The organism is Neoehrlichia mikurensis, assembly GCF_019186785.1.
Classification (GTDB): Bacteria; Pseudomonadota; Alphaproteobacteria; order Rickettsiales; family Anaplasmataceae; genus Neoehrlichia; species Neoehrlichia mikurensis.
This window is the reverse complement of record NZ_CP066557.1, coordinates 405,245-417,779: the sequence shown is the minus strand read 5'-3', so window position 1 is coordinate 417,779 and position 12,535 is coordinate 405,245. Positions and strand designations below refer to the sequence as shown.

Annotated in this window: 9 protein-coding genes and 2 tRNA genes; 4 read left to right on the top strand and 7 right to left on the bottom strand. The window is 25.5% G+C overall.

The window, feature by feature from the left end; genetic code table 11:
• Positions 1–473: 473 nt before the first annotated feature.
• Positions 474–552 (top strand) — tRNA-Pro (locus HL033_RS01620).
• Between the two features lie 164 nt (positions 553–716).
• On the opposite strand, the gene HL033_RS01615 is transcribed toward HL033_RS01620, so the two are convergent.
• The 5 genes from HL033_RS01615 to HL033_RS01595 form a co-directional block, all read right to left on the bottom strand.
• Positions 717–1,184, bottom strand: a complete 468-nt coding sequence (locus HL033_RS01615) for a hypothetical protein (RefSeq protein ID WP_218194350.1) — start codon at positions 1,182–1,184, stop codon at positions 717–719.
• A 690-nt stretch (positions 1,185–1,874) separates the two neighbouring features.
• Complete coding sequence (locus HL033_RS01610) at positions 1,875–2,402, bottom strand: hypothetical protein (RefSeq protein WP_218194349.1); 528 nt, start codon at positions 2,400–2,402, stop codon at positions 1,875–1,877.
• A gap of 776 nt (positions 2,403–3,178) precedes the next feature.
• Entirely contained in the window at positions 3,179–3,595 is a 417-nt protein-coding gene (locus HL033_RS01605; RefSeq protein WP_218194348.1) for a hypothetical protein, read from the bottom strand.
• A gap of 1,346 nt (positions 3,596–4,941) precedes the next feature.
• Positions 4,942–5,337, bottom strand: a complete 396-nt coding sequence (locus tag HL033_RS01600) for a hypothetical protein (RefSeq protein WP_218194347.1) — start codon at positions 5,335–5,337, stop codon at positions 4,942–4,944.
• Positions 5,338–5,829: 492 nt separating this feature from the next.
• Positions 5,830–6,153, bottom strand: coding sequence for a hypothetical protein (locus HL033_RS01595; RefSeq protein WP_218194346.1), 324 nt, complete (start codon positions 6,151–6,153; stop codon positions 5,830–5,832).
• Between the two features lie 919 nt (positions 6,154–7,072).
• On the opposite strand from HL033_RS01595, the gene HL033_RS01590 reads away from it, so the two are divergent.
• Together HL033_RS01590 and murC are read left to right on the top strand one after the other, a co-directional pair.
• Positions 7,073–7,160 (top strand) — tRNA-Ser (locus HL033_RS01590).
• Positions 7,161–7,183: 23 nt separating this feature from the next.
• Positions 7,184–8,581: a UDP-N-acetylmuramate--L-alanine ligase gene (gene murC / locus HL033_RS01585; RefSeq protein ID WP_218194345.1), complete on the top strand. Its 1,398-nt coding sequence runs from the start codon at positions 7,184–7,186 to the stop codon at positions 8,579–8,581.
• Between the two features lie 331 nt (positions 8,582–8,912).
• On the opposite strand, the gene trpS is transcribed toward murC, so the two are convergent.
• Both trpS and HL033_RS01575 read right to left on the bottom strand, forming a co-directional pair.
• A complete protein-coding gene (gene trpS / locus HL033_RS01580; RefSeq protein ID WP_218194344.1) occupies positions 8,913–9,902 on the bottom strand; it encodes a tryptophan--tRNA ligase in 990 nt (329 codons plus the stop codon).
• Positions 9,899–10,537, bottom strand: a complete 639-nt coding sequence (locus HL033_RS01575) for a nucleotide exchange factor GrpE (protein ID WP_218194343.1) — start codon at positions 10,535–10,537, stop codon at positions 9,899–9,901. Before HL033_RS01575 ends, trpS begins: the two co-directional genes overlap by 4 nt.
• A 93-nt stretch (positions 10,538–10,630) precedes the next feature.
• Here HL033_RS01575 and ribD point away from each other — a divergent pair, with 93 nt between their 5' ends.
• Positions 10,631–11,707 (top strand): bifunctional diaminohydroxyphosphoribosylaminopyrimidine deaminase/5-amino-6-(5-phosphoribosylamino)uracil reductase RibD, encoded by a 1,077-nt coding sequence (ribD, locus tag HL033_RS01570; RefSeq protein ID WP_218194342.1) that lies wholly within the window; start codon positions 10,631–10,633, stop codon positions 11,705–11,707.
• Positions 11,708–12,535 lie beyond the last annotated feature (828 nt).

Below are 12,535 nucleotides of genomic sequence, written 5' to 3'. Positions count from 1 at the left end.
TTAAAACTGCAAAGTTTAGCGCATATTAAGTCTGATTTTATACTTATAATTTAATAGTATGGATTAGTCTTTGTGTATTTACGATATTTTTTATACGTAGTTTAGTAATGATATGTGATTTTTAAATATTTGTGAAATATATAATTAAATTGGATAAAGAATGTAATGTTTATACTATTCAATAAAATAATTTGCTCTATGTTGATATTATTAAGTGGTTATTGCGTGCTTTATTATGATACATTTTTAAAATATGGGTTAAGGTGAAGTTATAGTAAATATTTGTTCTATGTTGATTAGACAGTTATTGCGTGCTTTATTATGATACATTTTGAATAAAATAGTGGTAAGGTTAACTATATTGAAGATTTATAATGATAATTTATGTGTATTTATGACATGGCTGCTTAAGACATTTAATTCCATGATATAAGTAAGTATATGGGATTAAGAGAGTTTTTTGCTTAATATAACGGAATGTAGCGCAGCTTGGGTTAGCGTGTCAGTCTGGGGGACTGGAGGTCGTGGGTTCGAATCCCATCATTCCGACCAAATTTCTTTTTTATTATATTTAATGACTACTTAATTATATATTGCAATTATAGTATATAGTTTTATTTTAGTTAGGAATTGGCTTTATGTTTAATGCTGGAACACTATTTCTAAGTTTGTGTTGTTAACTATGCAATGCATTATAATTGTTTGTTATTCCTTATTCATATGAAATATTCTGGATAGAGTTCTCTTAATGTTTCTGGTGTCATTGATATATATGAGTCATTATCATGTATATTAATAGGATCAGTACGTTCATTGTCATATTGTACATTATCTGTATTAGATATAATATCCATGTCAAAGGATTTATTGTCCATGTCTATAATGGCTATTATATTTGCATCATTAAAAGTTAATGTGTGATTGTAGAAGTTAATATCTACTTTTGTAGGAGCTTCTGCATTGTTGAAGATAGAAGTAATATGGGGATTATGTATTTTATAATTACAATCCTTGATTGTGGTGCTAAAATCTTTATTTTGTACTGTAAAATTACTATTATCAATGTTCATGTTATTAACATCAATATTTTTTATATGTATGTGAGTATGTATTTGTACTATTTCTTCACTGTAATTTTGAGGACTATGATCATGTAATAATGTACCAGTTTGTAAGTTATCCATATAATACCGTAGTTTTTTTAAAGTTATGATAAGTATATAAGTTATAAGTATTAAACTGTTATGAAGATATCATGACTTTATCAAATTTAGCGAATAAAAAATTCTCGTAGTATAAACAAATTTTAAATTATATTGTGTAGTGTGATTTTTGATAAAATAGTGTAATAAAACTTACATGTCAGAGGGTGATTTAATTTTATTGATAAATGGCCCCTGATAATTAATGAGGTTACTGTATTAAAAATTTATATGTACTTTAAGACATTTAATAAAAGTTAAATAGTTTTTACTATGCTTAGTCAATAATTATATAACTATTCATAAGTTAACTGTATTAAATAAATATTGCAGGTACTTTTTCTAATATATAATAGACCATTTTACTAATTTACTTATATAAATAGAGATATGATATAATGTATCATGTTGTTACTTGTAAAAATATATGCCGTTTTACAAAATGTTTGAAGATATATTAATATAAAAAGTTAATAAATTTAAGCAGTTATATATTTGGAGTATATTTAATATTCGAAGTTTATTTAATATTTTTTTCTGTCAAAGATTTCTTTTTATATAGAAGATTTATTATTTTAAGTTTGAGCTACGGTTTAAAAAACCGTAGCTATAAGTTAATTTGGTATAAAGCCATTATAACTTAGTTTTTACTTGTGACTAGTATTAAAGATCTTATATTATTTTTTGCTGCGTAGAGTCATTGTTTTGACTTATATGTTGTTGTATGATTTCATCATTATCTATTATGCTTTGAATCTGTTGAGTAATGGGATTATTAGATTCTTTATAGTTCTTATGTACTCTTAACTCTGAACTGTCATTATCATTAGCATTGTAAATTACAAAATTATTAGAAATAATAGATTTGTGGAATTGAGTGCTTTCTTTAGGATTGAATTCAAATGCAAAATAAAAATCTTTATTGTGTAAATCTATAAAACTTGATAATACTGCTGCATTTTTGATCAATAATACGTGATGTGTGTCATCATTGTTATATTCTATATTAATATTTGCATTATTGTTGATACTGTTAAGTGAAAATTTGAATTTATCATTATGCATCTGACAGCTATTGTTAGTGATACTGTCTAGGTCAAAGTTTTTTAAGTAAAGTTCTGAATACATTTGTGGTATGAGATTAAAACTATCTTCAATATTATTTGATGAATTGTGTGGTATATGCTGTAAGTCAATCATATTAATATCCTTTGTTATTTGAAGCATAACTATATAGGTACAAAATGTTAAGTTTTAATGAAATTATGATAAAATTTATACATATGGGGAACATCAAATTAATACTTATAGATTTATGATGTGTAAGGTTTATACTATTGGCTTAGCAAGAGTAAAGTAGATATATTAGTAATATATTTAATATGATAGGTTATAGTAGTATTGTATGTATATAGGTATATATACTTTTGGTTAGACACAAAGAGCATTTTTCTTTATTATATTAAGTTATAATATGAATTAAGTTTACTTTCTTACGTATTATGGCTACGTTATGTAATACATTTACGTTTTTTTAAATAAGAATCTAGATGTTTTTAGTTAGGTTTGATTTTATATTTTTTAAATATCTTAATTAATAAAAATAGTTGTAATAAGCAACAAGCATTGTTGATTTAAATTAGATGTTGTAGTAGCTTATTGTTAATAGATATTATGTATTTATTGTAAAAATAATTAATTTTTTTGATAAGGGTTTTATATGAATAAAAAATTATTCTCTATAATTAATGTTATTAATATTTTTTAAAGATTTCATCTTTCTAATAATATTACAAAATGCTTTTTATTAGTGTGCATTCACAAGATAAAAAAGAGTACAGAATATTAGAGTGAATGTTGATTTTATCTAAATTATTTTTGCAAATGCTTTCCTTGAAGAATTTATAAATATACAATCGAAGTTTATTGTTATATTTATAGCTACGGTTTATTAGTCCGTAGCTATAAAAGCTCTATTATATATTTATAATAGGAGATGTATCATCTGTTATTGATATTCTTGAAAGGCCATATGATATATTAGTATGTTCGGTAAAGGGCTTTTCATCATATGTATAATCTTGAATAGGTAGTTTAATGTCAGCATAAAAGTCCTTATCCTGCAAGCTTACTGTGCTGTCTAACGTCTCAACATTGTTGAGATTTATTGTGTGATCCTCAAATAGAATTCTAACATTTGCGGATTTATTATCTGATAAATATTCTTGTGATTTTTGTGGAGTAGTAAATATGATATAAAAATCTGGGTTTTGAATTTCATATTGTTGATCTGTAATACTTAGAGCTTCTAAATCTACATTATTTAAGAAAATATCGGCGGATAACATATGCTTATTTGTTGCTTCACTATTTGATAGCTGTAAATTTGTCATTTAAATGCCTGTGTTATGAAAAATAAAGATATAAGATTTAAGTGTTAAATTTGAATTAATTAACATATTTAATTTAGTTGACACAAAATTTTATAGTATGGTTGCTGTGTTTTTTAAGTAATATTTTTTTATCTTCTATACTAAATTAGGATTTACTTTTTCAGTGTGAGTTTTATACAATTGATAATGATACCAATTTAGGATATTAGGAAATGTCTGTATATTTTTATAAAATTTGCATGTTTTTGCGCTCTATAAACTCTATTATAAATATAATATATAGGTATTGTGGTAGTGTTTTGTAATTATGCTAATGTTTTTTTATATATGTTATTACTTTTTGTTTTATGGGAGTAAAAATGATTATTTTTTAAAGTTTTGTAGAAGTTATTGTGATAATTAAACTGCTATGTATTTAGTAGTTATAATTATATGTTAAAGGTTTTCTTAATTAAAAGGTGTGTATTTGTAGTGTTTATGAGTGTTCTGATACAGCTTGGATAAAGATTTTTTTAGAATAAATGTTAGCTATTTGCTATAAAGTGAATTATTTCCTAATATGTATATTCTTATATAAATGGGAAAATGTAATAATTATTACAAATTTAGATATTATTTCTAAAGCGAATAATAAATTAATGTGGTTATAGTATTAATTTTAAGGAATCCTTTATTATGAAATGTTAAAACATGATTATAGTGCAATTTAAGAGTATGCTTTACTGTAAAATATTACTAGATATATACCATAATTTAAAAGTATTCTTTATTATAAAATGTTAAAATATAGTTATAATTTAGTAACTATAAGTTATTATATAATGTATAGTGTGAATTTTTGATATGTATTATTAAAATCAATATATAATCTATTACTGATAGCTTTTTATTATATTATTTATGGTGCTATACTTATTTATGAGTGGATTATTTTTTAAGTGCTTTATTTCTTGTATTGATGTACATATTAAATTTTAACTTTACAAATGTAATAAATGCTGATTTTAGGTAAAAATTAACAGTAGTGTAAAAAATATGTACTGTTAGGAGAAGGAATGATATATCTAATGAAGGTATATAATGTTAATCAAGCTAGTGAATTTATTAAGAGTTTTTATATAAGTACAATATTAATGAAAGTAAGTTAAGATTTAAAGTGTAATACAAGTGCTTATTGTAATTTAGTATACATAATGTTTAAGTCTTATTATGCTATGATTATGGTATCTTACTGATAAATTTAAAATAAATTGTACTTAATGTTATTATCAAATGAAGATAAGTAAGAATAAGCTACGGTTATTTAAACCGTAGCTATTTTTAAATTGTATTTTTTATTTAATGTATTAATTAATTGGTAGATTTTTTAGAAAACCAGCCATAGGTATTACTGTTATAAATGAAGCATTATTTCGTTGATTTATGGATTGAGTAATAGGTGTTTTATCATACTGTACATCTTCTAATTCTGCTGTTACCACTGCATCATAATTTTTATCGTACATATTTATCATACTGTGTACAATATGTGCATTTTTTATAGTTAATGTGTGATCATCCATTTCAACATTAAAATTTGTATTACTATTAATATCATTAAATTCAATATTTGCAACTGCATTATTAATTTTTAAATTGTTATTTTCTAAATGTATGTAATTAATATTTTGTAGATGCATGCCAACATGTAAATAATCTGCTGGATCTATGTCCTGGGAGCTATTGTAATGTGAATCCATCATATTATGACCTTTATTACTTTAAAGGAGAAAGATATAAACAATAGATGTTAAATTTTAATGAAGATACATAAAAGTAATAAAAAGTATGCTTTAAAATACGATAACATTTATACGCTGAATTGCTTACTATTCTTAACTTTATTACATAATAATATTTTATATGTTAGGTGGATAACTTTTATAGATTAACTTAATAATAAGATTACTTATGTTAATGCAAAATTGCATATACTTAAATGTATCCATAAGTAACCTTTATTATATTAGCAACTAGTAACAACAAATATACAACATTAACCTTATATACACTAATCTACTTCTTGAATATTTTATGAACTAAATGATACCAACTACCCTTTATTATATTAGTGTAAAACATTACATCCTTTATTATTTTAACAAGCTAAAGTTACTACCATAAATAGTAACTACATAACCCCTTATAAAATAATAACGAACACAAATTACTGCTTTTTTTAATATTTACATAGTTTATATGATATCAATTGTAAAACCTTGTGATGTAAATATATCACTGATATTATTATAATGCTCATTTAAATGAGGAGTGGAGAAAGTGATATCTATCTGATTGTTGAGTAAGTCTAGTTGTAATCGATCTATTGTTAGATTGGTGAGTTCTGATGAAGCATTATCATTTTTAATTGTTAAGTTACAGTAATCAGGAGCATCAGCTATAGATTGGTGCATATGAGACTCAACAGTAATGTCTCCATTAGTAATAGTAAAATTACCCTTATTCATTTTAAAATTACTTGTATTAACGTCACTCATGTGTACTATGATATCATGCATAATTGATCCCTTAGATATTAACTTCAATTAATTATATATTTGTTTAGTATATAAAGCAAGATTTTAAATACGATAGTAAAGAAATTACTGTTTCTAATAATGCTAAAAAGTGGTAGGTAAATGTGTAGTTTTATATTCACAGCAGTATTTTATTTTCATGTATTATAAAAAAACGTTTATAAGATCAAAAAAATTTAAATTGCTTATTAATATTGTAAAAGGGTTGCAAACAATAGGTAGGAGAAAATTATTGGGAAGTGTGAAATATTAAAGATATTAATATTTTTGTAAATAATAGTGTTTACATCCATTATCATAAAAATCAATTCTTGCAAAATTGTAAATTTATAGGTGGATAATACATCTATACATGTTGTTCTCTCATGTAAAATTTATAAAACTTTAAATTTAATTTTTCAGTTATTATATGTTTTATTCATTATTTAAATTACTATATATGCTGTTATTAAAACATTATTGTGAATTACAAGAAAGCAATTATTGTTAAATTTAAGAATTATCTTTATATATAATGTCTATTAATAAATAATTTTAATTAAATATTATTTTTGCGTAGAAAAATGTTGTACATGTTTAAGTACTTTTGAAGTATATTTTGTTTTATATAGTATTGTAATATACTGGATTAATTACATAGGTAATGTGTAAGTTATCTTATGGGTAAAATTTATAATAAATAATTTGTAAGTTTTTTAATAAGAATTAAGTATAAATTGTATAAGAAAATTTTCAAATAGGTAGTTAATGAAGCGTAATATCAGATATGAAATTTGTGTTAACATAATTGTAAAGTTCTATATTCTTATTCAAGATTGTACTACTTAGTTGATAAGTTATATATGATGAATAAATAATGGTAATTATTGCGTATTCTTAAAGATTATGTTACAAGTGATGTGGACGGATGGCCGAGTGGTTTAAGGCACCAGTCTTGAAAACTGACGTACGTTAATAGCGTACCGTGGGTTCAAATCCCACTCCGTCCGTATGTGTTGTAGATAAGATAAATATGCTCTCGGAAGTTTTTTCTTCTTATACAGTATTTCATTTTATTGGAATTGGTGGCATAGGGATGAGTGCTTTAGCTCAGCTTGTGTATAGTTATGGGTATATAGTACAGGGTAGTGATGTTAATATTAATGATAATACTGAAAAGTTAGTTAAAAAAGGTATTATTGTTTTTGTTGGTCATCATCATAGCTATGTCAAAGACGCTCATGTTGTAGTTTACTCTAGTGCCATTAAAAGTGATAATGTTGAATTTTGTACAGCAGTTATATCTAGTAAAATTGTCTTACATAGAGTAGATCTGTTATTGTATTTTTTACGTTTAAAACGTGTTGTATGTATTGTTGGATCGCATGGCAAAACAACAACTACTGGGCTAATATCATCTATTCTTGATTATGCTGGGATGGATCCTACAGTATTAATAGGTGGTGTTGCAAATAGTTATAATAATAATATCAAAATAGGTAAAGGAGATTGGTTAATTATTGAGGTTGATGAATCTGATGGAAAAATGATGAATATTTCCTGTGATGTAGCAGTTATTACAAACATTGATTTGGAACATCTTGATTATTATAAGAGTTATAATGCCATAGAAAATGCTTTTTTGAAATTTTTGAAAGGTGTATCTAAAAAAGGCTTTATTGTATTGCCAGATAATATAGGTGCTAATTTACTGTACAATATTTCTTGTAATAAAATTACATATGGATTTTCCAGTGATAATTATGTTTATGCCTTTAACATACGGCAAGAGTATAATTTAATTATTTTTGATATTATGGTATCTTTTGGGATACAATGTGGACTATATACAAATATAAAGTTGCCTATTATTGGTTATCATAATGTTAAGAATGCTGCTGCGGCGATATCAGTTGCTATAGGATTAGGTATTTCGATAAAAGATGCTATAAAAGGTGTTGAAAATTTTCTTGGTGTTCAAAGAAGGTTTTCTTTATTAGAGGAAATCATGGGGATAAAGTTTATTGATGATTATGCCCATCATCCTACTGAAATAGAAGCATCTTTATTGTCAGCATCTTGTATTGCAAAAGGAAAAGTTATAGGTATTATACAACCTCATAGATTTACACGTATAAAATACTTTTTTAATGATTTTATTCGTGTTTTTACAAAATGTGATTATGTTATTTTAACAAATGTGTATGCAGCAGGTGAAGGGGAAATATTACACTTTAGTAGTAATGATTTAATAAATTCAACAAAAAACCAGGGATTTCATAATATTGTACTTATGAATACCTCTGCAGAAATAGCGGATTTCTTAAGTATTATTGCTCAGGAAGGTGATGTAGTAATTGCTATGGGTGCAGGTAATATTACAAATATTTTTTATGATGTTATACAAAGATTAAAAGCCTTTTATGTTTGAGAGCTTTGGCTACAAATATATGAATCACCAGTGAATAAATATAATATTTGTTATTATGAGTTATTGTAGTGTAAAACTGTTATTTAAGAGAATTATGATATTATAAGTGAAATTAACAAAATTTTTAATTCTGCACATAAAACGGATAATTTTACTTATATAATGTTAAACTATATTTAGTTGGTGATGCTTTTATTGAGTAAACTTATTAAAAAATTACTTATGTGTGTTTATTTTAAAGATAAGTGTATTTTTATAAAATCTTTAAGTACTGTTTAGATATATGAAACATTATATTTTATCACTTTATAAGAATATTATTAATGTAAGATTATGTGTAAAAACCAATAATATATTTGATTTCTTTTATATGTGTATGTGCGATGAATTTTGCTTGCTCATTCCCATTGTTGAGTATTGTTTTAAGATATGGTATATCGCTAAGCAATTCCTTAATTTTTTTTCTAATAGGAGTAATCTTATGAATTATCATCTCTAACAGCATATTTTTAAATTTTTGGGTATTATAGTTGCTTATTATACTGCATAATTTTTCTTTTGGTATATCAGCTAAGTTTGAATATATATTTATTAGGTTGTTGATTTCTGGCCTATTTTTTAAAGTATCAAATTCGAATCCTAATATAGAATCAGTTGTTGCTTTTGTTATTTTTTGCAATATTACGTTATCCTCATCGTCAAGGTTAATACGAGAGTAATCAGATGCGTCAGATTTACTCATTTTTTTTGTGCCATTTTTTAGACTCATAATTCTTGCAGTATTATTATAGATTATAGGTGATGGCACTTGAAAATACTCTGTATTGTATAAAGTGTTAAAAGTTTTTGCAATATCTCTTGCTAATTCTAAATGTTGTTGTTGATCACTTCCCACAGGTACAAAATTTGTTTTATATAGTAGGATATCAGCAGCCATTAATACTGGATAGCTATATAATCCCAGAGAACTGGCACTTTGACCTTTTTCTTTGAATTGAGTCATTCTATTAAGCCATCCAAGAGGCGTTATACAACTTAATAACCAACATAATTCTGTATGCTCAGATATGTGAGATTGGGTAAAAATTATTGCATTATGAGGATCTATTCCACATGCTAAATATGTAGCAAGAAGCTTCATAGTATTAAACAAAAGGCTTTTTGTATCATGCCTTGAAGTTAATGCATGCAAATCAGCTATACAAAAAAAGCAAGAATAAGAATTTTGTATTTCTACCCAATTACGTACTGCACCCAAATAATTACCTAAATGTATAGTACCGCTTGGTTGTATACCTGATAAAACGACAGGTAAACTCATTCCTCTTTACTTGTTTTTGAAATTATTACTGATGCTGGACGTATTAACTTTGCTTTAAAAGTATAACCAGGCTGTATAACCTTTAAAATAGTACCAGAAGGATTGTCATCATTTATGATTTGTGATACAGCTTTGTGGAATTGAGGATTAAATTTTTCTTCTAAAGGATACATTCTTTTTATATCATTACGCTCTAGAGTATTAACTAGTTCTTTCCATGTCATGGAAATACCTTCATGGATACTATCATCTTCTTTCAGGTTTTGTATAGCATTTTCAAGATTGTCACAAGATACTAGGATTTCTCGTATAAAATTGGACATTGCGCGATCAACTGCATCATCAATATTTTGCTTCATGAGGCGCTTAATATTTTCTTTATCTGCAACTGCGAGATGAAATTGAGACTTAACATGATCTAGTTGAGATTTTAATTGCTCTAATTCTGCGAAGTTCTCTGCAATTTTGTTAGGTGATTTATTAATATTTGATGTAAATTTCTTAGTTTCTTTATGATTTTTTGTAGGATGTTGTGTAGCCTTATCATGTGTCTTATTATTTTGAGGAGTATGTGTACTACTAGTAGTATCACCTAAATTAGTATCTGTATTATTTTGTGAGTTTTCTGTGGACATGGCTTTAAAACTTTTTATACATGAACTTAAAGAGAATATAGTAATATTACATGAAAATATCAAGTGCTAAAACATTATAAGAGTATTTCATATATGGATTATGATGAAAAATTTATGTTAATGGCATTACGTCTTGCAAGACGTGGATTAGGAAATGTATATCCTAATCCTGCAGTAGGATGTGTTATAGTAAATTCTAATGTAGTGGTAGGACGAGGATGGACTCAAGAAGGTGGAAGACCTCATGCTGAAACAATAGCTATTAATCATGCAGGATCTTTATCAAAAGGTGCAACTGCATATGTTACTTTAGAGCCATGTTGTCATTATGGTAATACTGGGCCTTGCACTTTAAAATTGGTAAATGCAGGTATTAGTAGAGTTGTAATAGCAAGTAAAGATCTTGATAAACGGGTGTCAGGAAATGGGATAAGAGTACTTAAAGAAGCAGGATTAGAGGTGTTGCATGGTGTAATGTGTGAACAAGCAGATAAACTAAATATAGGATTCATTTATAGTAAAATAAAAAACAGGCCTTTTATTACAGTAAAAATAGCTACTACTCTTGATGGAAAAATAGCTTTACCTAACCAAAGTGTATGGATTACTAACCAATTGACGAGGAATTGGGTGCATAGACAACGGTCTATGTATGATGCAATAATGGTAGGAAGTAATACTGTAGTTTTAGATAATCCAATGTTAGATTGTAGGCTACCTGGACTTGAGAAATATTCACCTATTAGAGTAATAATTGATAGGTTTGCTAAACTTAATGATAATTATAACATAATTAAAACTGCTAATATGATACCAACTTATATACTCACCGATCGTGATGTGGGTATAAGATTAAAACATGTAAGGTATTTATTAATACAAAGTGATAATTTTTTTATAGATGCTATGAAAAAACTTGTTGAGATAGGTATAACGAGATTGTTTGTTGAAGGTGGTGGAACTTTGATCACTGAATTATTTAAGGAAAAATTAGTTGATAAACTACTATGGTGCAGGGCTAATAAATTATTTGGCAATGAAGGTATTTCATCGATAAATAACTTAGATATTGTCAGTTTACAACATTGTTATGAACTTAAAAAGATAAATACATTAACTTTTGGAGAAGATACAGTTGATGTTCTAGATGTTGTAGAGAGTAATATATAATCATGATATTATCATATAATTGATCAATATTAAAAAACTTGTTTAGCTATTATTAGCTAGAGTATTTGTTGAAGGTATTGATAATTTTAATTGTTTAGGTATTAATTAACTAATTAAGGATTTTAATAAAATTATTTAAATTTTTTATAAGACTTTTCTACATAATCTTTTGCTATACAATTTAATGCATAATTCATTCTAAATAATGCTTTATCTCTATAAAAAGACCACAATACATTAAAAGAAAAGACTATAATTTTCATAGGCAGAAATATAATAAAATATATCATCTTATTAACAAATAGGTGTAATTAATGAGCGCCATTTATAATACTCTTCTACATTGCTATACAATTTAATAGTGTATTATGTTATGTAAAAGAATCTTGCTTTAAAGAAAAGATATGTTTAGTTTAATGAGTATAAAGATTGAGTATCGTTACTTATGAAGTAACTATGTTTGGTTATGTTAAGAATGGCACAATATTCATTTTAATCTGATATATATATTATATCATAAAAAGCTCTTAATTGTATACTCATACAGCAGTAGTTATAGTGGTTGATCATGCCGATGTTACGTTATTTTCTAAAACTCTTTCTGAATATCAGGGTTTAGAGTTATGATGTAAGAAATCATTATATTTAATATTTTATTGAGATAGGGCTTAAGTATGGGTTCCTTTATTGTAGTTTATATGCATTAGTTATTTTTATAAATACATTATTATATTTAAAAAGTACATATACAATTATTCAGAGTTGCAATTATAATTTTTTAATGCTAATAAGTATATGTAGGTATATGTAGTAAATTTACATTAGGAG